Origin of the sequence: Corynebacterium sp. TAE3-ERU12, from assembly GCF_019209905.1 — a bacterium.
In the GTDB taxonomy this organism is placed as follows: domain Bacteria; phylum Actinomycetota; class Actinomycetes; order Mycobacteriales; family Mycobacteriaceae; genus Corynebacterium.
Window position 1 is genome coordinate 140,999 of the sequence record NZ_JAHUTM010000002.1, and the last position, 23,289, is coordinate 164,287.

Sequence of the window (23,289 nt, forward strand, 5' to 3'; positions counted from 1 at the left end):
TATTCTACGGGCCGCTGTCGCTTTGGTTTAGTCCCCGCCGTTGCTCCACGGTTTTGCGTTTGGTTACGTCCACCGCATCGCTGAGGGCGGCGACGAGTGCAGAGACGGTCAGCGGCTGGAAGGTGCCGGCGATCCGGAGCATCGCTTCGCGATCTAAGTCGCCGCTGCGGTACCGGGGCCAGATGTGGCTGCGGAAGATGTCGGTGAGCCCTTCGGCGATCTGGGTGACGTGGCTGTCGATAAGTTTTCGGGCCGCTAGTGCTGCAGCTGGTGGTAGACCGGCATCGATAAGGGCCATGCCGCCCTCGAGGTTGCTGGTGTGTACCCGCCAACCACCGTCGGCGGCGGGTTCAATGATGCGGAGTCGCTCAAGGAGTGCCCGGTCGGTGGAATCCAGGCTGCGGCCAGCGCGTTCGTCAAGGGTTGCCGCGTCGAGGGTTTCGGCTGAGTCGACTGTCCAGGGCGCTAGCAGTGCCCCGTGGAGTGCGATGGCTTCTTCTGAGGCGTCACCGGGTAGCAGCTGCATATAGTCGCCGATTGCTTGCAGGCTCAGTCCGGTGGACTGCAGGGTGCGGATGAGTTCTAGGCGGGCGAGATGCCCGGGGCCGTAGACGGCGACTCGGCCCAGGCGGCGGGGAGCGGGAAGTAATCCGCGGGTGGTGTAGAAGCGGATGGTGCGTGCGGTGCAGCCGGAGCGTGCCTCCAGTTCCGCTAATCCCATGCTCTCGTCTGTGTCGTCCCTCATACCAGGATCATTGCATAGCCCCGAGGTGGGTGGGGGAGGGGATGAGTTCCTTGGGGGTAATAGGAAAATCCCCACAATAAGCTGACAGTGACAGTGCTACTGTCGCTATTATTAGTTTAGTGCTTCACACAAAATCACTACAGCTGTAGAGCACACACCCGTACTACAACCGGAAAGGGACTGGTATGAGTACACCCGATGCCCCACTTCAAGGGGTTCGCATCATCACCCTGGCGCCGAATCTTCCTGGGCCCGTAGCAGCCGCACGACTGGCCGCACTCGGCGCCGAGGTCACCAAAATAGAACCACCCGCCGGAGACCTCCTGGCCCTAGCCGCGCCCGACTACTACGCCGAACTCAGCAAAAACCAGCAAGTCCGCAGCCTCGACTTAAAAAACGAAGCCGACCGAGACACACTGCACGAGTTGCTTGCCGACGCTGACCTGCTGCTGACGTCCTCCCGACCCGGGGCCCTGCAAAAAATGGGCCTGGACTTCGACAGCCTCAGCACACAGCACCCGCGCCTGGCCCAGGTAGCCATCGTCGGTGAACTCGCCAACCCCGAACATCCCGGCCATGACCTGACCTACCAAGCAGCTGCCGGCACCCTGCAACCGCCTGCGATGCCGCCGGTGCCCTGGGCGGATATGGCCGGGGCGGAACGCGCAGTAGCCGAGGCGCTCTTAGCCCTGCATATCGTTTCTCAGACCAACCAGGGCGTATTGCGGACAGTGGGGCTTGGCGACGTCGTCGCTGACCTGGCAGCCCCGCTGCGGTACGGGCTCACCGGCCCCGGCACACCACTGGGCGGGGCGCTGCCACAGTACGCAATCCATCCCGCCGCCGAAGGGCACGTCGCCGTTGCGGCCCTGGAACCGCACTTCTTCAGTCGCCTCATCGCAGAACTAGGCCTTAGCACCACCGATGCCGGGGCCCTGGCGGCCGGTAATGGCGAGGCGCTGACCAAGGCACTTAGCCAGCGCACCGCCGCCGAGTGGCACACCTGGGCCCAAGCACGCGACCTGCCCATCACCGAGATCAAGACGCCCACCTAGAGCGTCAACGAACACCCACCACACAATTTTCAAGGAGTACCCCATGTTTCAACGCACCGAATACACCTCACCCTGGCGCACCGAAGACGTCCAACAGCTAGGCGACCTAGCCAGAGACATCTTCCTCAAAGAAGCCGTCCCCAACCACGAAAAATGGGATAAGCAGAAGCACGTTGACCGCGAATTCTGGAATACCTGCGGCTCCGTCGGCATGCTGCTGCCCTCCATTCCGGAAGAATACGGTGGCGGCGGCGGTACCTTCGCCCACGAAGCCGTAGTCCAGGAAGAACAAGCCAAGGTCGATAATGACTCCTTCGGCTTTTCGGTGCACTCCGGAATCGTGGCGCACTACATCCTCGCCTACGGCAACGAAGAGCAGAAAAAGCGGTGGCTACCCAAAATGGCCACCGGTGAACTCGTCGGCGCTATTGCCATGACCGAACCGGGCACCGGCTCAGACCTGCAGGCAATCCGCACCTCCGCGCGACTCGACGGCGATGAATACGTGGTCAACGGGGCAAAAACCTTCATCACCAACGGTGGCCAGTGTGACCTCATTGTCATCGTGTGCCGTACCAATGACCAACCCGGCGGCGCCGGCCTGAGCCTGCTTGTCGCCGAAGTCACCGACCTGCCCGGGTTCAACCGCGGCCGGGTCCTCGACAAGATCGGCATGCCCGGCCAGGACACCGCAGAACTGTTCTTCGAGGATATGCGGGTGCCCAAGGAAAACCTGCTCGGCGACACCGAAGGCATGGCCTTCATGCAGCTCATGGCACAGCTGCCGCAGGAACGGTTGATTATCGCCGTTGCCGCCGTGGCCGGGATGGAACGCGCCGTAGAACTGACCGTGAAATACACCAAGGAACGCACCGCTTTTGGCCGGGAATTGCTGAAATTCCAGAACACCCGGTTCGAATTGGCTGAGTGCACCACCGAGACCTACGCACTTCGCACCTTCGTCGACCACTGCGTCGCCCTACATATTGAGGGCCGACTCGACCCGGCCACCGCCTCCATGGCGAAATACCTGGCCACCGACAAACTATGCGAAGTCGTCGACCGCTGTCTGCAGCTCTTCGGCGGCTACGGGTACATGAAGGAGTACCCCATCGCCCGGTCCTACGCCACCGCACGAGTCCAGCGCATCTACGGCGGCACCAACGAAATCATGAAGGAGCTCATCGCCCGCTCCCTCTAGAGTCAGCTACCGGTAGTGCGAGTCGAGCAATTCCCGGAAATTATTCAGGATCACTCGCCTGCGTAACTTCAACGTCGGTGTGACCTCACCGCGCTCTACCGACAGCTCCCGGCCCAGAATCGTGAAGCGGTGCACCTGCTCCCAGTGCGCCAATGTGGAATTCAACTGCTCCACATAGCCCGAAATGAGTGAGCGCACCTCTTCGCGACGGGCAAGCTCGGGCAGGTCTAGCCCACCGAGCCCGTGCGTGGTGGCCCAGCTGCGAATCGCTTCCTCATCCAGTGCGACGAGGGCAGAAACAAATTTGCGGCCCGGGCCGTCAACCACCAACTGGGTGCTGTACGGGCACAACGCCCCAAAAGCGGCTTCAATCTTGGCGGGCGCCACATACTTACCCACCGACGTTTTAAATAATTCCTTCTTGCGGTCAGTGATCCGTAAGAACCCCCGCTCATCAAAAGCACCAATATCGCCGGTGCGCAACCAGCCATCCTCGGTAAAAGCCGCAGCGGTGGCCTCGGGCAGTCCGTGATACCCATCCATCACCCCGCCGCCGCGGACAAGCACCTCCCCATCGGCAGCGCACCGCATCTCGGTACCAGGCATCGGCCACCCCACCGTCCCCGAACGCCACGCACCAATGCGATTAGCAGTCACCGCGCCACCACATTCGCTCAGGCCATAGCCCTCGTACACAGGCAGCCCCACAATTGCGAACCACTCCGCCACCTCCGCCGATAGTGGCGCAGCACCGCACATGATGGTGCGCAGGCGACCCCCGAAACGCTGCCGGATTTTAGCGAAGACCAGCCGATCGGCCGCCGCCATCCGCAACCGGAGCAGCGGTGAAACTTTCTCGCCGTTGACCACGCGCCGCCAATACTGGCCACCAGTGGCTATCGCGCGGCGGTACAACAAAGCCTTCACCCCACCAGCCTCAGCCATTGCCGAGTCGACCCCCACCCGGATTTTCTCCAATAGGCGCGGCACCGCAGCGATAAAGTGCGGCCGGGCCACCGGCAGGTTCTCGAGAAGATGCGTCGGGTCCCCATCAATAGTGGTGTCAGTACCGTTATGCAGACAGGCGCCGATGAGCGCCTTGCCGAAAGCATGAGACATCGGCAGCCACAAATATTTCGCATCACCGGGATTAACGAAGCCCATAGTGTCGGTCACAGCGCCCTGGTAGGCGGCAGCCCGATGAGATAATCGCACCCCCTTAGGCAACCCCGTTGTGCCCGACGTGTACAGCAAAGTGCAGAGGTGCTCGGGGCGTATCTGATCCCCACGAGACGTCACCGCAGCGGGGTTATCAGCAAAAAGCTGCTCGCCGTGCGCAATCACCTCAGCGAAGCTGCGCACCCGAGCGGGACTCAGTGCCGCCGCCTCGGTGTCCGGGGCCTCAAACACGATGATTTCGCGCAGGTGGGGCAGCTCCGCGGCATGTTCCGCCAAAGTAGCGAGATGCTCATTGGTCTCGGCAAAAACAACGTCGGCACCCGAATCGGTGAGGATATGCACTAATTCCGAGTCGATCACAGTGGGGTAGAGCGGCGTTGTTGCTGCCCCGGCGAGCATGATGCCAGCGTCGGCAAGCATCCACGGATAGCCAGTGCCGGAAAGGATCGCCACCCGATCGCCGAGGCCCACCCCGGCTTCGAGCAGGGCGGCAGCTACGGCATGGGCCTCCGCGCCGAACTCACCCCAAGTGCGCGTCGCCCACTGGGCCTGCTCCCCGGGACTCTCGGCCCGAAAACGAATGCCAATCCGATCCGGCGTCTCGGCTATCCGGTGCCGAATCTGTGTGACCACCGTGAGCGTGGGATCAGAGATTGGGGCTAGGTTGACTGGCTCGTCCTCGGGCCGCTGGATCCGGTTAGGTTCGGGTCGAGTGCACAGCATCTCGTTGCTTCTTTCCGCAGGTTAGGGAGTTAGACCTTAACTACGGTAGCGTAGGTTAGCTGTTGTTTGGGAAGAAAAAGCTGCCAACTTACTGATAATGCGCATCAAGCAAGTGGCCGAAATTCTCCAAAACAGTCCGCCGACGCAACTTCAACGTCGGGGTCAGCTCACCAGCTTCGATCGAAAACTCCCGGTCGATAATGGTGAACCGGCCCACCCGCTCCCACGGAGACAGCGTCTCATTGACTTCGTTCACATAACCGCCAATGAGCTCGCGCACCTCATCAGAGGCAGCGAAATGAGCCATCGTGTCGCCAGAAACACCATTTTTCGCAGCCCACTCACGAATGGCCGCCTCGTCGAGCGTGATGAGCGCAGACACAAATTTCTCACCATTGCCTCCAACAATGGTCTGGGCAATATAAGGGCAGGTTGCGCCCAGGGAGGCCTCAATTCTGCCCGGAGCCACATATTTACCCGTAGACGTCTTAAACAACTGCTTCTTCCGGTCCGTGACCCGAACAAAACCGCGCTCGTCGATCTCGCCAATATCGCCGGTATGCAGCCACCCATCGCTATCAATGGTCTCCGCAGTAGCCTCGGGAAGCCCGTGATACCCATCCATCACATGCGGGCCGCGCAACAAAATCTCGCCATCCCCAGCAATCGACACCTCAGTACCCGGGAAAGGCCACCCGACAGAACCCGCCCGCCAGGCACCCTTCCGATTCACCGTCGCCGCAGCGCCGCACTCCGTCATCCCCCAGCCCTCCAAAACCAGGACCCCAATTGCGGCAAACCAGAGCGAAATCTTTTCCCCCAAAGGCGCCGCACCGCTCAACACGACGCGGAGCTGACCACCAAGACGGTCTCGGATCTTGGTGAACACCAACCGGTCAGCCACAGCGTGGGCGATCCGCAACCGCACAGGCGGCGTAGTGCCAGCAATCCTGTGCTCCAGGCGCTGATAACCCACACCGATTGCCCAGCGGTACAACTTCGCCTTCACCCCGCCGGCGGACTCCATCGCCGAACTCACCCCGGCATAAACCTTCTCCAAGGCCCGCGGCACGCTCGCCAGCAACTCTGGTTTGAACTTAGCCAGATTCTCGACCAAGTGGTCAGGGTTGCCATCAATGATTGTCTCGCTGCCGAATTCAATAGAGGACGCGAGCAATACCTGCCCGAAAGCGTGACTCAGCGGCAACCACAAATAGTGCACCGCGCCCTCGTCGATAAGCCCCAAAGCCTTCGTGGATGAGCCCTCAAAGGCCATTGCCCGATGGGAAAGACGCACCCCCTTCGGCGGGCCGGTGGTGCCAGAGGTGTACATCAGGCTGCGCAGATCTTTCTCAGTAATATCCGCTGTCCGACGCTGCACCACATCCGGCTGCGACTTGAGAACCTTCTTGCCGAGTTCGATGAGCTCATCGAGAGTACGCACCCGCCAATGCGTGTTCTGGTGCTGTTCGCCAATAACGCTATCGAGCACAATGACGTCGGAAATAGCAGGCAACTCAGCGGCAATAGCGCTGATTCGAGCCAACTGCTGGGCATCCTCAACGAAAATCACCCGAGAACCAGCATTATTGACGATATGCCGAATCTCTTCGGGGATAGAAGTGGGGTAGAGCGGGGATGTCGCCGCGGCCGCGTGAATGATCCCCGCGTCGGCAAGCACCCATTCATAGCGGGTGCCTGAAAGCAACGACACCCGATCCCCGCGCTGTATCCCGAGGTCAATCAACGCCGCAGCAACCGGGCTGAGCTCATCGGCGAAATCAGCCCACGTGCGGCTACTCCACCCACCGCCGCCATCGGGGAAGCGGAAGGCAACCCAGTCCGGGGTCATCGCCACCCGCTTGGCGACTTGCCCAGTCACAGTGCGCGGAGCGCTTTCCAGAGCGGCCAAATCCAGCGGCTCGTCGTCGGGAGTCCGGTACTTATTCGGGACGGGATAAACGGCGGTCATGGGTCATCAGCTCCTTGGCGGACGGCCACAACGCAAACGCCGTGGCGGCCCTGGTTAAGTCGTGATGCACATCATAACCGAGTTACTTTCCATGAGGAATCAGTTTTAGCGACAAATAAAGACTGTGGTTGAGGAACCCCAGCTCAGTCAGCCACAAGAGTCTCCAGCGTGAACTCCGGGTGCTCCTTCTCAATGAAGGACAACTTCCACTTATCGCCGAATAAAGCAATCAACGCGCCATCGGTACGAGTAAAAATCTCCACCCCACGCTGCCGGGCCAAACCCTGCGCAGACTCTTCATCCGTACGACGCGCCACCGAATACGGAATCGGCTCAGTGACCGTCTCCACGTTGTACTCATTAGCCATCCGAGCCTGCATAACCTCAAACTGCATAGGGCCCACCGCAGCCATCACCGGGGCAGCATCACCACGAAGATCATTGCGCAAAATCTGCACCACACCCTCAGCGGCAAGCTGATCAATCGCCTTACGGAACTGCTTGTACTTGCCCAGGCTCTTCGCCCGCAAAATACGGAAATGCTCCGGGGCGAACTGCGGCATCGGCTTGAACTGCACCTTGCGACCAGCATAAATCGTATCGCCAGGAGCCAGGGAACCAGCATTGACCAAACCGACGATATCGCCGGGGAAAGCGGTCTCCACCGTATTACGGGTACGACCAAACACCGTCAGCGCATACTTAGTGGAAAAACTACGCCCCGACTGGGCATGAGTGACCTGCATACCGCGGTCAAACTCGCCAGACACAACCCGCATAAACGCCAACTTGTCGCGGTGATGCGCATCCATACCGGCCTGGACTTTGAAAACCACGCCAGCAAAAGCGTCGGTAGGCTCCCGCACCTCATCAATAGCGCTGGACGAAGCGGCAATAGCCTTCGGGTCAGACTCCCGGCCAGCCGGCGGGGGAGCCAACTCACACAACGTATCCAGAATCTGATGCACACCCCAGTTCAACATCGCGGAGGCGAAAATCACCGGAGAAGTATCACCAGCCAGGTACATCTCCTGGTCATGATCGGCCGAATCAGCCGAAAGTAACTCCGACTCCTCCGCAGCGGTCGCCCAGGTCTCGCCCTGCTCGGCCTCAGCTTCCTCAGGGGATAGGTGAGTTTCCGCAGCAATCGTGGAGCCACCGGCAGTGCGCTCAAAACGAATGAACTCCTCCGCAACCCCGTCCTCGCCACGGCGCAAAAGACCACGGAAATCACCAGCCTCGCCGACCGGCCAGTACAACGGGGTGGGCTGCAAACCAATCTCGGACACAATCTCGTCCATCAGCTCCAACGGAGCCTTACCAGGGCGATCCCACTTATTAATCACCGTGATAATCGGGATGCCATTGGTTTTACAGACCCGGAAAAGCTTCAATGTCTGCGGCTCCAGGCCCTTCGCGCCATCAACCAGCATCACAGCCGCATCAACAGCGGTGAGCACACGATAGGTGTCCTCAGAAAAATCAGCGTGGCCAGGCGTATCCACAAGATTGATCACAAAAGGCTCGCCCTGGTGCCCCTGCGGCTGATAATCAAACTGCAAGGCCGACGAGGCGATCGAAATGCCGCGATCCTTTTCCATCTCCATCCAGTCAGAGACAGTCGCCTTGCGCCCGGCCTTGCCATGCACCGCACCTGCCTCGGAGATCACATGCGCATGCAAAGCCAACGCCTCCGTCAGCGTGGACTTACCAGCATCAGGATGGGCAATAACAGCAAAAGTACGGCGGCGCGAAGCCTCGGCGGCGAGCGTGGTCATGGCAGACAACCTTACCGGTAGCCCGATTACCGAACCTAGGCGCCGTGCACCTGGTTCTGGGCAGCCGCCAAACCATGACTGACCAATAATTCGGCGGCATCAGCTGCATCACCGATAGTGAACTCAAGGTCCTTGCGCTCGGCGGCAGAAAAATCACGCAACACAAAATCAGCGGGATTCATCCGCCCCGGCGGGCGGCCAATACCTACCCGGACACGCAGATAATCCTTCGTGCCCAGCGACGATGAAGTCGACCGCAGGCCATTATGGCCACCCTCGCCGCCGCCCTGCTTGAGCCGAATCACGCCAGGATCTAAATCGAGCTCATCGTGGATGACAATGACGTCGGCAGGCGCAATTTTGAAGAACTTCGCCAACGCCGCAATCGGCCCACCAGAAAGATTCATGAAGGTGCGCGGCTTAGCCAAAATGAGCTGACGCTCCGAGCCATCAGGCATCCGGTGCCGCGTCTGCACAATCTCGGCATTAGAACGCTTATGCACGCTAAAAGTCGACGGCATCGGCATGGTGCGCCCAGCGAGCTCATCAAGAACTAGGTGGCCAATATTGTGCCTATTCAATGCGTACGCCGGCCCCGGGTTACCGAGGCCGGCGATCAGCACTGGAGTATTCGATGCGGTCATTACTTCATGATCGCATATTCGAACAGCAAGGGGGACTTACTCCTCGTCAGCACCCTCGGTGTCGGCGGACTCTTCCTCAGTCTCCTCATCCGGCAGCTCATCTTCGCCCATACCCTCGATATCGGCGTCAACATCACCGGCCGGGTCCTCCTCCGGCTCAACGATATTGAAGACCAGCAGGTCATCATCGTCGGCAAGCTCAATGCCTTCCGGCATGGTGATATCGCCGGACATGACCTGGGTACCGACCTCGAGGCCCTCGATATTGACCTCGATCTCTTCCGGAATGGACAGCACCGGAGCCAGCACCAGCAGCGAATCGGCATCCTGCATGACCAGGGAACCAACCTCGGCCTCGCCGACGGACACGATCGGGACCTCAACCTCGACCTTCTCGCCGCGCTTAATGGCCAGCATGTCGACGTGGTCGAACTCGAAGGTCAGCGGGTTCTGGTCCACAGCCTTAATCATGGACAGCTGCTTCTCACCATCAATGGTGAACTCCACAATGGCGTTAATGCCGTAATTACGGATGATGGAGTTGAACTCCAGCTGGTCCATCGCGATGTGCAGCGGGGACTCCAGCTCGCCGCCGTAAATGACGGCCGGAATCTTGCTTGCACGACGCAGCCGGCGGGCAGCGCCCTTACCGAACTCAGTGCGCGATTCTGCATCCAGCTTGGTGATATTGGGCTTCTTAGCCATGGTGACTCCTGTGTGTTGATCGGAAAACCCGGGAGTCGATCACTTCAGCGCACGCAACAAAGAAAGCTGGTGCGCGTCGCGTCGATAACGGGGCCGAAAAAACCGGCCTCCCTCGCCGAGACATAACGAATGGGAGTCTAACCCACCAATGCCTCGGGACGGAAACCGGTTTATCAGTGTCTAGGCCTGGCCCTCGAACAGGGTAGTCACCGAGCCGTTTTCGAAAATCTCCTTGATGGTCTTCGCCAACAACGGAGCGATCGGCAGCACCGTCAAGTTATCCCAACCCTCCGTGGTCTGCGGCAACGTATCGGTGGTGATGACCTCACGGGCACCACAACCCGACAAGCGCTCAGCAGCCGGATCGGAGAACACACCGTGAGTAGTGGCGATGATGACATCATTCGCACCAGCCTCACGCAACACCCGCACCGCGCCAGCAATAGTGCCGCCGGTGTCGATCATGTCGTCGATAAGCACACACGTGCGGCCCTCGACATCACCGACCACACGATTGGCAACGATCTCATTGGCCGTATCGACAGAACGAGTCTTGTGGATGAAAGCCATCTCAGCGTCGTCAAGCGCATTAGCCCACTTCTCAGCGGACTTCACGCGACCAGCGTCGGGGGAGACCACAACCAGGTTCTCCAGGCAGTAGTTCTTGCGCACATAGTCGGTGAGGATCGGCATGGCGTGCATATGATCCACCGGGCCATCGAAAAAGCCCTGAATCTGGTCGGTGTGCAGGTCGACGGAGACAATCCGGTCCGCGCCGGCGGTCTTGAGCAGATCCGCGACTAGGCGGGCCGAAATCGGCTCGCGGCCACGGTGCTTCTTATCCTGACGGGCGTAGGGGAAAAACGGCAGGATAGCGGTGATGCGCTTAGCCGAACCACGCTTGAGCGCATCAATCATGATCAGCTGCTCCATCAACCACTTATTCAGCGGCATCGGGTGCGACTGCAACACAAACGCATCGCAACCACGCACCGACTCCTCGAAGCGAACGAAAATCTCGCCATTCGCGAAGTCACGGGACACAGTCGGAGTCGGCTGGATGCCGAGCTCCTCGGCCACAGCATTACCCAACTCCGGGTGCGCCCGCCCGGAGAAAAGCATGAGATTTTTCTGATTGGGAATCCACTCGCCGGTCATGAGCTTGGATTAGCCTTCCTGGTCGGTGTCGGGCTGCCCCTCCGCTAACGCGGAATCAGCGGCGTCTGCCGCTGGGGTTCCCGGCCGCTTCTGCTGCACCCACCCCTCGATATTGCGCTGCTTGCCGCCACTAACGGCCAACGCTCCCGGGGGTACGTCTTCGCGAATAACTGTACCCGCCCCCGAATACGCGCCATCACCGACCGTCACCGGAGCGATAAACATCGTGTCCGAACCGGTGCGCACATGATTACCAATCGTGGTGTGATGCTTATTGACGCCGTCATAATTAACGAAAACGCTGCTCGCCCCGATATTGGACTGCTCGCCGACGGTGGCATCACCGATATACGTCAGATGCGGCACCTTCGAGCCAGCACCAATCTGCGCATTCTTCGCCTCCACGAAACCACCAAGCTTCGCGCCCTCAGCCAAAACAGTCTTCGGGCGGATATACGTGAACGGCCCCACATCCGCGTTCTTGCCGATCTCACAATCAATGGCATGGGTGCGCACCACCGAAGCGCCCTCGCCGACGGTCACACCATCCAACGTGGTGTCCGGGCCGATGGTGGCACCGTCGGCAATGCGAGTAGCGCCATAAAGCTGAGTACCCGGCAGGATCGTGACATCCTGACCAATCTCGACATCCATGCCCAGCCACGTCGTCGCCGGATCAACAATGGTTGCCCCACCACGCATGGCCGCCTCGCACAGACGGTGGTTGAGCTCGGCACCAATGCGGGCCAGCTGTACTCGATCGTTGGCGCCAGCAATAAGCCACTCATCGTCCAGACGATGGCCGCGCACACTGCGTTCCAGACTGCGGGCGATGCCAATAACGTCGGTTAAGTACAGCTCGCCCTGGGCATTATCGGTATCGAGCATGGTCAACGCCTTGCGCAGCGTATCGGCATCGAAAGCGTAGACACCCGAATTGATTTCGGTGATGGTGCGCTGGGAATCAGTAGCGTCCTTCTCCTCCACAATGCCGGTGACCTCACCGTCGGCAGTGCGCAAAATACGGCCATAACCATGCGGATCATCAACCGAGGCAGTCAACACAGTCACCGCGGCCTTCGGGGAACGCTCATGCTCAGTGAGCAGATCGCGGAGAACCTGCTCATTGAGCATCGGCACATCAGAGGTAGTGACAATTACCGTGCCGTGGAACTGCCCCGGCTCATCAAGACGCTCAAAAGCGCACTGCACAGCATGACCGGTGCCGTTCTGCTCCTGCTGATGCGCAATACCAACGCCACGCTCGCGCGGATTGGCATCCAACCAACGCGCAACCCCGTCGACGACGAGCTCCTTCTGGTGACCAACCACGGCAATAATATCGTCAGCGCCAGCGCCGTGAGCTGCGAAAAGGGCATGATCTAGCATGCTGCGCCCAGCAACCTTGTGCAGCACCTTGGGGGTCTGTGAGCGCATCCGGGTGCCCTGGCCCGCAGCCAGAATGACAACCGCAGTAGCGGACTCGGTACTCATAAATATCTCCTTGTGGTGGCTAATTGCTTAGTCACGGGGTTTCTGCATAAGACGTTACCCATAAGTACCCAGCACGCCCCATTAGAACGCACACAACCCCGATAACGAGCTACAACAGCACGGGATCGGGGTGGGGAGTGCATCGGCTAGGAGTCGAACTTGCCACATGCTCGTGCCTTTTCTTATTTTCTTCGGACAGGGGGCTTTGAGAGAGCGCGTCGACTACAGGGCGGGGGAGTAAGAGGGCGGAAGCTTTCTTTTCCGGCGCCCGGGGTCGACGCCCTAATTTTCCGCAGGAAAGATAAACCCGCCATAGGGTTATCGCTGAAACGCTTTTGGCTCGGGTGAATGAAAGCTGCGGGGCTACTTCCATCAAAAACACAGGGACCCAACGCTGAAGCGTCGAGTCCCTGGAGTTGCTGCCCGGGGTATTCTTGCGGACGCTCAACCCTGGCGCACACCCGGGATAGTACCGGCTGCTGCAGAAGCATAAAAGCACATGCGTACGTTGTCGTGTCTACCTGGCCTGATGCATCGTGTACCGGTCAGCTTGGGGTGACTAAAACTGATGACGTAGTCGATGTTGCGGGAGGTGACGTGGACCAGTGGCGCTAGATTTGCCTCAGGCGACCCAGATTGCTCAGGACTTGCTTCCTCCAGGCCATGCGCTTAAAGACCTAGTGCTACACGGTGAAGGCCGATTCGTTTTTTATGATGCCGACTTCGATAGCGCCGAGGACGAGTGGGGCATACCTCTAAATATTGGGGGCTCGTCTGTGTTCGTTATTTGGGAACATGATGGGTCAACCATGTGTGGGAGCGCCGCACCGACGTTCATTCCGCGCACGTACGTGGAGTTGGACTTGTGTGGGCGCGTCGTACGCGCGGAAGGGGAACATCTTTAGAGGGGTAGAAGATGCTGGTCCTCATCTGTGAGTCTTCGATTCTTGTGCCTCATGTTTGGCTCGGAACCGCGCAGAAACCGGCGCAAATAGGCGTAAAGCTCGGCGCCCCGAAAACATGAAATACCCCTCACCACCAGATAAACGTGCTGCTGGTGAGGGGTTTTCAAAAAAGCTCTCCCGCCAGGACTCGAACCTGGAATACCTGAACCAAAATCAGGAGTGTTGCCATTACACCACGGGAGAAAGTGTTGGCGTGACAGCCACGTAGTGATGTTAGCCGATAAGGTATCGGTCATGAGCATCACCAGGCGCCGCATGAGCACACCCGAGCGTCGCCAGCAGTTATTAGCCGTTGGACGCGCAACTTTCGCCCAATTGGGCTTCGACGGGGCATCGATGGAAGAACTCGCTGCCCGCGCCGGAGTTTCTAAACCCGTTGTCTATGAGCACTTCGGGTCCAAAGAGGTTTTCTATAACGCCGTCGTAGCCGAAGAAATGCAGCGACTTGAAGGCGTTATCGCCGAGGTCATCTCCCTCGGCCGGGCCCGCGTCCGCATTGAACGCGCAGTGCTGGCCCTACTGACCTACGTCGAAGAAAATCCCGACGGTTTCTCTATTGTCGTACGCGACCCGGCCTCCACCGAAGGTTTCAAAACCCTGCTTGGTAACGCCACCGGCCGCGTGGCACACATTCTTGGCCAGGCCTTTACCCGCGCCAACCTGGACGAATCCACCGCTGTGCTTTACGCCCAGGCGATGGTTGGCATGGTGTCGCAGACCGCGCAGTGGTGGCTTGATGAACGCGGCACCGAGGACGCCCCGGATAAGGAAACTGTCGCCGCGCACGTGGTTAACCTGTGCTGGAATGGGCTGGCCGGGATGGAAGTCAACCCCCAGCTGCAAAGCCATGCCCTCGAAATAGAGCCGGAGGAAGGGGTTCGCCTGGGTGCAGGTCCCGACGCCGATCCTGCGGGACGTACACTGCCCTCGTGACAGACACCGCCGCAGCCCCAGCCCCGCTCGCAGGCGTCGCCCGCCTGGCCGCCACTGATACCCAGCTCCGTGGGGTGATCAAGCACCTCGGCGACCCGGAACTTCACCTCACCGGGCCCGATGAGGTCCGCCCCTTCCTCGTCGCAGCGCTATCCCAGCACACCCCTGTGCTGGCTATTACTGCTACCGGGCGGGAAGCCGAAGACCTCACCGCCACTCTCACCGGCATGATCGGTGACCGTGTGGCAATGTTCCCCTCATGGGAAACGTTGCCGCATGAGCGTCTCTCACCAGCCGTTGACACGGTGGCTACCCGGCGCAAAGTTCTGCACCGGGTCCGGGCCGGCAAGGTCACCGTTGTTGTTGCCGCGGTGCGGTCTCTGGTGCAGCCGATTCTCAACGATCACGCCGATCCGTTGCACTTGGCGGAGGGGGAGGACATCCCGAAGCTTGCCGAGAAATTGGAAGCAGCGGGGTACACGCATGCAGATATGGTTGGCCGGCGCGGCCAGTTCGCGGTGCGCGGCGGCATTATCGATGTTTTCCCGGCCACCGAGGACAATCCGGTGCGCGTGGAACTTTGGGGCGATGAGGTCACCGAGATCCGGCCTTTCAGTATCGGTGACCAGCGCACTATCGACGATCTTGTGGTCAGTGCCGTTGATGTTTATCCGGTGCGTGCTTTGCTTATCGACGCTGGCGTGCGCGAGCGTGCGGAGAAACTCGCTGCGCAGCGCAGTGGTGATATTCAGGAAATGCTCACCCGTATTGGTGAAGGCCAGTGGGTGGAAGGCATGGAAGCGCTGATCCCGCTGCTGACCGATAAGAATCTGCACAGCCTGCCTGAGCTTATGCCCGAGGGCACGCATACTTTGCTGTTCGGCCCGGAGCGGATTCGGTCTCGCGCCGCTGACCTCATTGCTACTGGTGAAGAGTTCATGGCTGCGGCGTGGGAGACTGCCGCATTGGGTGGTTCCGCGCCGGTTCATGGTGAAGGCCTGGAGGCTACTGCTTATCGCGGTATTGATGAGGTGCGCTGTGAACCCTGGTGGTCTATCGCCCCACCAGGCATGATCGGTGAAGGCGCGGTTGATGACACTCTGCCGTTGAATTTCGAACCGGGCCCGCGGCCGCGCGGTGATCTCGACGCCATTGGCCAGATGATGGCGCAATTGCGCACTCAGCTTGCCGACGGTGACCGCGTTGCCTATATCGCCGCCACTCCAGCCGGGGTGAAACGCCAGGCCGAACGTTTTCGCGAAGCGGGCCTGGCCTGCCGGATCGCTCAGGGGCCAGAACGCCCCGAGCCTGGTCGGATCACCGTCTACCAGGGTGTCAATCATGGTGGTTTGGTTTTCCCGCGCACCGAAAAAGCGCCGCTAACCGTCATTGTGGAGACCGATATCACCGGCAACCGGGTGTCCGATATCGGCAAGGGCCGCCGCGCCCCCAATAAACGGCGCAACCGGGTGGACCCGCTGGCCCTTACCGCCGGTGATTACGTCGTGCACGATACCCACGGCATTGGCCGGTTTGTGAAACTTACCGAGCGCACCGTCGGCACTGGCGAAGAAAAAGCCCGCCGCGAATACGTGGTGCTCGAATACGCCGCCAGCCGACGCGGTGGCCCACCGGACCAGCTTTTTGTGCCCATGGACAGCCTCGATCTGTTGTCCCGCTATGTCGGCGGCGAAACTCCGTCGTTGTCGAAAATGGGTGGTTCGGACTGGCGCTCCACTAAACGCAAGGCCCGCGGTGCGGTGCGTGAGATCGCCCATGAGTTGGTGCAGCTCTACGCAAAGCGCCAGGCCGCCCAGGGACATGCGTTTGCCCCGGATTCTCCCTGGCAGCGCGAGATGGAGGAGAATTTCCCCTTCGCTGAGACCGAGGACCAGCTGACCGCTATTGATGAGGTCAAGCACGACATGGAGCAGGCCACGCCCATGGACCGGGTGCTTATCGGCGATGTCGGCTACGGCAAGACAGAGGTGGCGTTACGTGCTGCCTTTAAGGCCGTGCAGGATGGCCGGCAGGTTGCGGTGCTGGTGCCCACTACGTTGCTCGCCCAGCAGCATATGGCCACTTTCGCCGAGCGGATGGATGGGTTCCCGGTCACTATTCGGTGCCTGTCGCGCTTCACTAGCGCTAAGGAGGCCAAGGAAATCCTGCACGGTATGCGGGAAGGCACGGTCGATATTGTCGTCGGCACGCACCGGCTGTTGCAGACCGGTGTGAGCTGGAAAAACCTTGGCCTGGTGATTGTGGACGAGGAACAGCGCTTCGGTGTGGAACATAAGGAACACATCACCGCGATGCGTAATCAGGTCGATGTGCTGACGATGTCCGCAACCCCGATTCCGCGCACCCTCGAAATGTCTATGGCCGGCATTCGCGAGATGAGCCAGATCCTCACCCCGCCGGAGGACCGGCACCCGGTGCTTACCTACGTCGGCGCCTATTCGGATAAAACTGTGGCAGCGGCGATTCGGCGTGAGCTGCTGCGCGATGGTCAGGTGTTCTACCTGCATAACCGGGTGCGCACTATCGATAAGGCCGCGGACAAGATCCGTCAACTGGTGCCTGAGGCGCGTGTTGTGGTCGCCCACGGTCAGATGGGGGAGGACCAGCTCGAGCGCACGGTGGAGGGCTTCTGGAACCGCGAATACGACGTGCTGGTGTGTACCACCATCGTCGAAACCGGCCTGGATATCGCTAATGCGAACACCCTCATCGTGGAGGATTCGCACACTATGGGGCTGTCCCAGCTGCACCAGTTGCGTGGTCGTGTTGGTCGCTCGCGGGAACGCGCCTACGCCTACTTCCTGTACCCGGCTGACCACACCTTGTCTGAGGCGTCCTATGGCCGTTTGTCGACTATCGCGGCGAATAATGAGCTTGGTGCCGGTATGGCGGTGGCGATGAAGGACCTGGAGATGCGTGGTGCGGGCAATGTGCTTGGTGCTGAGCAGTCTGGTCATATCGCCGGTGTGGGCTTTGATATGTATGTCCGTCTCGTCGGTGAGGCAGTGCAGGCGCTGAAATCTGCCGCGGATGGCAAACCTGTCGATGGCAGTGCGGAGGAAAGCACTGAGGTGCGTGTTGACCTGCCGGTGGATGCCAATATTCCGCCCGAGTACGTTTCCTCCGAGCGGCTCCGGCTGGAGGGCTACCGCAAATTCGCCGAAGCTCGGCAGCTTGACGACGTTGACGCGGTCCTTGACGAACTCAGTGACCGTTATGGCGCGCCGCCGGTGGAGGTTGCTCGTTTGGCGGCGATGTCGCGGCTGCGGATTATCTGCCGCGAGTTCGGGGTGCGGGATATGTCTTTGATGGGCAAGCACGTCAAGATTTCGCCGATGCAGTTGGCGGATTCGAAACAGGTGCGCCTGCAGCGGCTGTACCCGGGGGCGACGTACCGCGCGGCCTCTGGCACGGTGACGATTCCGGTGCCCACTGAGGGCCGTGGCCTACGGGCTGCGCCGGTGCGCGATGTGGCTTTGGTGCAGAAGATGGCGGACTTCCTTACCCAAATGGCGGGGATTCCTATGATGGATATCGCTGGTGGCAACTCCCCAGATACCGCTTCGCGTGGCACAGTCTAGGGATAAGACGGCTGTATAAAGCCCGGCGAAAGGAACGACCAATGGCGATTATCGAACTGGATCCGCGCTATCCCAACGCCATCCCGATCCCGGCGTTCGACCTGATTGGCGGTGATATCTGCTACACCGACGAGGTACCAATCTCGGTGCGCTGGGCTATCGCTGACCAGGGCGGGCATTCGGTGTCGGAGGCAGAGGTGCTGGTCACCACGGACCAGTCCGATTACCGCGTGCAGGAACGCCTGCGCCGAGGTGAGAAGCTTTATGCTGTCGGCACTAATCACTTGGTGGAGCCGCAGCCCCCGGTGGAGCAGAAGTTGCCGCAGGTCATTGCGGCGGTGGAGCTCATGCACCAGGCCCGGGCCCGCGGGGAGTGGGAGGCTTCCCAGACTCATCGCAGTTTGCTGCCGTACCTTGTCGAGGAAACCTACGAGTTCGTCGACGCGGTCAATGAGGACGGCGATATCAAGGCTGAGCTTGCCGACGTGTTGCTCCAGGTGTTGTTCCACGCCGAAATCGGTGATGGCTTCGATATTGATGATGTGGCCGAGAGCTTCGTCAGCAAATTGCAGAAGCGGATGCCGTACTTGTTCGACGGTAGTGAAGGCCAGGTCAGCGTCGAGGAGCAGAAGGAGGCGTGGGAAGCCGGGCGTAGTGGCGATAGGTCCGAGCCGGCGCAGCACTTGCCGGCGCTGGCGTTGGCTGCGGAGACGATCCGTAGGGCCCGTGCCGCCGGGATTGCTGATTCTGAGTTGCCGGAAGACCTGGTGCGCCCGAATCCGGAGCAGGAAGATGCTGAAGAACGCACCCGTGCCGCCGCGCGGGAAGTCATCGCGCGCTTATGTGCGGATGAGCAACAGTAGTATCTGCGTTCGTGCCTTCTAAAACCTCCTCTAATCGGTCGAACTCCGGCTGCGGGTGCCTTGCTGTCACCATGATCGCGGTGCTGAGCATTATCGGTGTGGTCGGTGCGATGACCATGTTCACTGGCCCGGTGACGATGCCTTTTACCAAGGAACCGATTCCGGCCGATGTGCCCCCGGCGGCGGCTGAACCGGCCCCGGCGGTGGCGACCAGTATCCCGGAGGGGCGCCCGGCGAATCAGTTGGCGCAGTGGGCGCAGCCGATTTCAGATAAGACCCGGATCTCGGTGCAGGCGGTACAGGCATATGGCCTTGCCGAGCGGATGGCTGCCGAGGAGTTCCCGGAGTGCCACTTGCACTGGAACACCCTGGCCGGGCTGGGCTATGTGGAAACCCGCCACGGTACGTATGGCGGGGACTGGCTGAACCGATCCAAGCTCGATGCCGAGGGTAAAGCCACCCCGGCGATTATTGGTGTGCCCCTGGACGGCAGCCCGGGCTTTGCTGAGATCCGCGATACCGACGATGGTGTGCTGGATCAGGACAAGCAGTGGGATCGTGCGGTGGGGCCGATGCAGTTCATTCCGGAATCGTGGCGGACCTACGGAGTGGACGCGTCTGGTGACGGTATTGCCGACCCGAACCAGATTGATGACGCCGCCGCCTCAGCTGCGCGTTTGCTGTGCGCCAATGGCCGTGACCTTGATACTGAACAGGGCTGGGCTGAGGCGATTCGTGCCTACAATTATTCGGGCGATTACCTGGTTGATGTGCGAGATGCGGCGGCGAATTACGCATTGGGGCAGCCAGCGTAGGCACGGCGGCATAGTTACCAAAAACGTGCCACAATTGAGGGCACGTTGGCCGGAAAAGCTCTGGCTGGAAAGGTGACTAATGGCTGCTTCGATTGAACTTATCCAAGCACTGGAGATCCTCGATTCCCGCGGTAACCCGACCGTTGAGGTTGAGGTCATTTTGGATGATGGTGCCCGCGGCATCGCGATGGTGCCCTCGGGTGCGTCCACTGGCGAGCACGAGGCCTACGAAAAGCGCGACGGTGGCGACCGTTACCTCGGCAAGGGCGTCGAGCAGGCCGTCGACAACGTCAACGACACCCTGCATGACCTGCTCGTCGGCGTGCCCGCCCATGAGCAGCGCATGGTCGACAAGATCATGCTCGAAGAGGACGGTTCCGAGAATAAGAAGAACCTCGGCGCCAACGCCATCCTGGGTGTGTCCATGGCTGTCGCCAAGGCTGCCGCGGTCTCCTCTGACCTGGACCTGTTCCAGTACGTCGGTGGCCCCAACGCCCACGTCCTTCCGGTGCCGATGATGAATATCCTCAACGGTGGCGCCCACGCTGACTCCGGCGTCGACGTCCAGGAGTTCATGATCGCCCCGATCGGTGCGCCTTCGTTCAAGGAAGCCGTGCGCATGGGCGCAGAGGTCTACCACAGCCTGAAGTCCGTCATTAAGTCCAAGGGCCTGTCCACTGGCCTCGGCGATGAGGGCGGCTTCGCCCCGTCGGTTGACTCCACCCGCGCCGCACTTGACCTCATCAATGAGGCCATTGAGAAGGCTGGCTACAAGCCGGGCGAGGATGTCGCCCTGGCTCTCGACGTTGCTTCCTCCGAGTTCTACGAGGACGGCAAGTACAACTTCGAAGGCGGCACCCACACCGCCGAGGAGATGGCCCAGGTCTACAAGCAGCTCATCGAGGAATACCCGATTGTCTCCATCGAGGACCCGCTTGATGAGAATGACTGGGATGGCTGGGTGTCCCTGACCAAGGAAATCGGCGACAAGGTGCAGATCGTCGGCGATGACTTCTTTGTCACCAACCCTGAGCGTCTTGCCACCGGCATCGATAAGGGTGCTGCTAACGCCCTGCTGGTCAAGGTCAACCAGATCGGTACCCTGTCCGAGACCTTCGAGGCTGTGGCCCTGGCCCATAACGCCAGCTACCGCTCGATGATGTCCCACCGCTCCGGTGAGACCGAGGACACCACCATCGCTGACCTGGCTGTTGGCCTCAACTGTGGCCAGATCAAGACCGGTGCCCCGGCCCGCTCCGAGCGTGTTGCGAAGTACAACCGCCTGCTGCGTATCGAGGCTCTGCTGGGCGATTCGGCCATCTACGCCGGCCGCTCCGCTTTCCCGCGCTTCGCCAAGTAAGGCTGACTGCGGGGTAGACTGACCCGCATGACACAGCGCGCACGTAGCCCACGAGGCTCTGCCCGCGAAGGGCTGAACGGAATGTCCCCGCTGCAAATCATCGGCGGGGGCATTCTCGTGCTCGTTTTGGCCGGTACTCTCATTATTCCGTTGCGTGCCTACGCCGAACAGCGCAGCCAACTCGCCGAGACCCGGGCGAGCATCGCCCGCTTGGAACGTCGGTCCAGCGAGCTGGAAAATGAACTGTCCCGGTACTCCGATGAGGCCTATATCCGGGAACAAGCCCGGGTCCGGTTGGGTCTCATAGAACCCGGTGAGACCCCCTTCAGGCTTATTGACCCGGATATGACCGGCCATGCCAGCCACAATCCCGGGGATGCTGCCGCCCCCGAACCAGATCCTTGGTACAAGGAACTGTGGCATTCCATTGCAGTGCCGCCACCAGCGAAAACTGAGGATGATGGGGCAAAGGCTCGCGAAGAATCTACTTCCCCGGATCGGGTTCCACGCATCCTGCCTGAACCCGCACCTGCTGAGTAAACCGGCGCCCGGTAGTCTTCCCCAGGTACCGATGCCGCAACCGCCTGGAGGAATTCTGTGTCCGTCGCCGAGTCTGACTTGGAGGCCATTGCCAACCAGCTTGGCCGCCCCCCGCGTGGCGTACTGGAGGTCTCCTACCGTTGCCCAGATGGGGTTCCTGCGGTTGTGAAGACCGCGCCGAAGCTTCCCGACGGCACCCCCTTTCCGACGCTGTACTACCTCACGGACCCGCGCCTGACCTCTGAGGCCTCGCGGCTAGAGGTCGCCGGCGTCATGCGCACTATGACCGAACGGTTGCGTACCGACGAGGATCTGCGTGCCGATTACACCCGTGCCCACGAGCACTACCTGGCTGAGCGAAATGCGATTGAGGACCTCGGCACGGACTTTTCCGGTGGCGGTATGCCGGACCGGGTTAAGTGCATCCATGTGCTCATTGCCTACGCGCTGGCGGAGGGGCCGGGCCATTTCCGTCTCGGTGATGAGGCTGTGGCTTTGGCGTGTGAGGGAACTGGGCTGCGCGGCACCGCCCTGCCCGAGGACTGGCCGACCTGCGAAGAGTTAGGGATTAGCCGCAATGAGGCCGGGGGAGAGGATCAGTAAATGACGCGTTTTGCAGCTATCGACTGTGGCACGAATTCCATCCGCTTGCTGATTAGCGATGTCCGCGATGTCGGCGGTGTTCTTGAGTTCACTGAACTGCACCGGGTGATGGAGATCGTGCGGCTTGGTCAGCGGGTCGACGAAACCGGTGAGATCACTTCTGAGGCTCTACAGCGCGTTGAGCAGGCCCTGCATGGCTTTACTGACCTGATGGACCGTGAGGGCGTTACTCAGGTGCGTATGGTCGCAACGTCGGCAGCCCGAGACGCTAAGAACCGGGATGAATTCTTTGCCCTGACTGAGCGGGCCCTCAAACCGTGGGGCGCGCAGGCAGAAGTCATCACCGGCGCGGAAGAGGCGCGACTGTCCTTCCGCGGTGCTGTCGATGATCTGGACCCGGCGACCGGCCCATTCGCGGTGATCGATATTGGTGGTGGCTCCACCGAGGTCATCGTTGGCGATTCCGACGGCACGATCCTGGGCTCCACCTCGGAGCCGATGGGCAGCGTGCGCCTCACCGAGCGTTTCCTGCAGGATTCGCCGCCTACCGACGACCAACTCGCAGCGGCACGCGAATACGTGGCCGACTTAGCTGAGCGGATTATCGCCGAGGTGCCCGTCAATAAGGCACAGACTGTGGTGGGCTGTGCTGGGACTTTCACCACACTTTCCGCGGTCGCCCAGGGCTTGGAGACTTACGACCCGGCCCAGATTCATCTCTCGCGGTTGCGGTGCGATGCGTTGCGCAGCCTTAACGAGTCATTGCTACGGCAGAGTTCGGAAATACTGGCCGCCGACCCCGTCATGCATCCGGGACGCGCCGACGTGTTTGCTGGCGGTCTTGTTGTCGTTGATGCCATTATGGATATTTGTGAAGGGGCTGATGAAGTTGTCATCAGCGAGAAGGATATCCTTGATGGAATAATTGCCGGGCTGGTCGATTCGGCCAGCTAG

Annotated in this window: 18 protein-coding genes and 1 tRNA gene; 10 read left to right on the forward strand and 9 right to left on the reverse strand. The window is 60.5% G+C overall.

Going from position 1 to position 23,289, the window contains the following annotated elements:
• Positions 1–4: 4 nt before the first annotated feature.
• Positions 5–745 (reverse strand): MerR family transcriptional regulator, encoded by a 741-nt coding sequence (locus tag KRX51_RS07090; RefSeq protein ID WP_218362442.1) that lies wholly within the window; start codon positions 743–745, stop codon positions 5–7.
• A gap of 185 nt (positions 746–930) precedes the next feature.
• Between KRX51_RS07090 and KRX51_RS07095 the strand changes: the two genes are divergently transcribed.
• Together KRX51_RS07095 and KRX51_RS07100 are read left to right on the forward strand one after the other, a co-directional pair.
• A complete protein-coding gene (locus KRX51_RS07095) occupies positions 931–1,800 on the forward strand; it encodes a CoA transferase (RefSeq protein ID WP_218362443.1) in 870 nt (289 codons plus the stop codon).
• Between the two features lie 43 nt (positions 1,801–1,843).
• On the forward strand, positions 1,844–3,001 hold the full coding sequence (locus KRX51_RS07100) for an acyl-CoA dehydrogenase family protein (protein ID WP_218362444.1): 1,158 nt from the start codon (positions 1,844–1,846) through the stop codon (positions 2,999–3,001).
• Positions 3,002–3,007: 6 nt separating this feature from the next.
• Here the strand turns inward: KRX51_RS07100 and KRX51_RS07105 are convergent, their stop codons facing one another.
• The 8 genes from KRX51_RS07105 to KRX51_RS07140 all read right to left on the reverse strand — a co-directional run bounded on the left by KRX51_RS07105 (position 3,008) and on the right by KRX51_RS07140 (position 13,802).
• Positions 3,008–4,813 carry a long-chain fatty acid--CoA ligase gene (locus tag KRX51_RS07105; RefSeq protein ID WP_218362445.1) on the reverse strand — a complete coding sequence of 602 codons (1,806 nt, stop codon included), beginning with the start codon at positions 4,811–4,813 and terminating at the stop codon, positions 3,008–3,010.
• A 178-nt stretch (positions 4,814–4,991) separates the two neighbouring features.
• Positions 4,992–6,875: a long-chain fatty acid--CoA ligase gene (locus tag KRX51_RS07110; RefSeq protein WP_218362446.1), complete on the reverse strand. Its 1,884-nt coding sequence runs from the start codon at positions 6,873–6,875 to the stop codon at positions 4,992–4,994.
• A gap of 143 nt (positions 6,876–7,018) precedes the next feature.
• Positions 7,019–8,653 (reverse strand): peptide chain release factor 3, encoded by a 1,635-nt coding sequence (locus tag KRX51_RS07115; RefSeq protein WP_218362447.1) that lies wholly within the window; start codon positions 8,651–8,653, stop codon positions 7,019–7,021.
• A gap of 35 nt (positions 8,654–8,688) precedes the next feature.
• On the reverse strand, positions 8,689–9,297 hold the full coding sequence (pth, locus tag KRX51_RS07120) for an aminoacyl-tRNA hydrolase (protein ID WP_218362448.1): 609 nt from the start codon (positions 9,295–9,297) through the stop codon (positions 8,689–8,691).
• A 36-nt stretch (positions 9,298–9,333) separates the two neighbouring features.
• Positions 9,334–10,002: a 50S ribosomal protein L25/general stress protein Ctc gene (locus tag KRX51_RS07125; RefSeq protein ID WP_218362449.1), complete on the reverse strand. Its 669-nt coding sequence runs from the start codon at positions 10,000–10,002 to the stop codon at positions 9,334–9,336.
• Between the two features lie 180 nt (positions 10,003–10,182).
• Positions 10,183–11,160 carry a ribose-phosphate diphosphokinase gene (locus KRX51_RS07130; RefSeq protein ID WP_218362450.1) on the reverse strand — a complete coding sequence of 326 codons (978 nt, stop codon included), beginning with the start codon at positions 11,158–11,160 and terminating at the stop codon, positions 10,183–10,185.
• Positions 11,161–11,169: 9 nt separating this feature from the next.
• Positions 11,170–12,654, reverse strand: coding sequence for a bifunctional UDP-N-acetylglucosamine diphosphorylase/glucosamine-1-phosphate N-acetyltransferase GlmU (gene glmU / locus KRX51_RS07135; RefSeq protein ID WP_218362451.1), 1,485 nt, complete (start codon positions 12,652–12,654; stop codon positions 11,170–11,172).
• 1,077 nt (positions 12,655–13,731) lie between these two features.
• Positions 13,732–13,802: transfer RNA gene (locus KRX51_RS07140), tRNA-Gln, on the reverse strand.
• A gap of 57 nt (positions 13,803–13,859) precedes the next feature.
• Here KRX51_RS07140 and KRX51_RS07145 point away from each other — a divergent pair.
• The 8 genes from KRX51_RS07145 to KRX51_RS07180 all read left to right on the forward strand — a co-directional run bounded on the left by KRX51_RS07145 (position 13,860) and on the right by KRX51_RS07180 (position 23,289).
• Entirely contained in the window at positions 13,860–14,552 is a 693-nt protein-coding gene (locus tag KRX51_RS07145) for a TetR/AcrR family transcriptional regulator (RefSeq protein ID WP_218362595.1), read from the forward strand.
• Positions 14,549–18,154: a transcription-repair coupling factor gene (mfd, locus tag KRX51_RS07150; protein ID WP_218362452.1), complete on the forward strand. Its 3,606-nt coding sequence runs from the start codon at positions 14,549–14,551 to the stop codon at positions 18,152–18,154. The genes KRX51_RS07145 and mfd overlap by 4 nt, the downstream gene beginning before the upstream one ends.
• Before the next feature lie 41 nt (positions 18,155–18,195).
• Entirely contained in the window at positions 18,196–19,017 is an 822-nt protein-coding gene (locus KRX51_RS07155; protein WP_218362453.1) for a MazG nucleotide pyrophosphohydrolase domain-containing protein, read from the forward strand.
• 71 nt (positions 19,018–19,088) lie between these two features.
• Positions 19,089–19,832, forward strand: coding sequence for a lytic murein transglycosylase (locus tag KRX51_RS07160; protein ID WP_218362596.1), 744 nt, complete (start codon positions 19,089–19,091; stop codon positions 19,830–19,832).
• A 79-nt stretch (positions 19,833–19,911) separates the two neighbouring features.
• Positions 19,912–21,192: a phosphopyruvate hydratase gene (gene eno, locus KRX51_RS07165; RefSeq protein WP_218362454.1), complete on the forward strand. Its 1,281-nt coding sequence runs from the start codon at positions 19,912–19,914 to the stop codon at positions 21,190–21,192.
• A 27-nt stretch (positions 21,193–21,219) separates the two neighbouring features.
• A complete protein-coding gene (locus KRX51_RS07170; RefSeq protein ID WP_218362455.1) occupies positions 21,220–21,732 on the forward strand; it encodes a septum formation initiator family protein in 513 nt (170 codons plus the stop codon).
• Between the two features lie 57 nt (positions 21,733–21,789).
• Positions 21,790–22,335 carry a DUF501 domain-containing protein gene (locus KRX51_RS07175; protein ID WP_218362456.1) on the forward strand — a complete coding sequence of 182 codons (546 nt, stop codon included), beginning with the start codon at positions 21,790–21,792 and terminating at the stop codon, positions 22,333–22,335.
• On the forward strand, positions 22,336–23,289 hold the full coding sequence (locus tag KRX51_RS07180) for a Ppx/GppA phosphatase family protein (protein WP_218362457.1): 954 nt from the start codon (positions 22,336–22,338) through the stop codon (positions 23,287–23,289).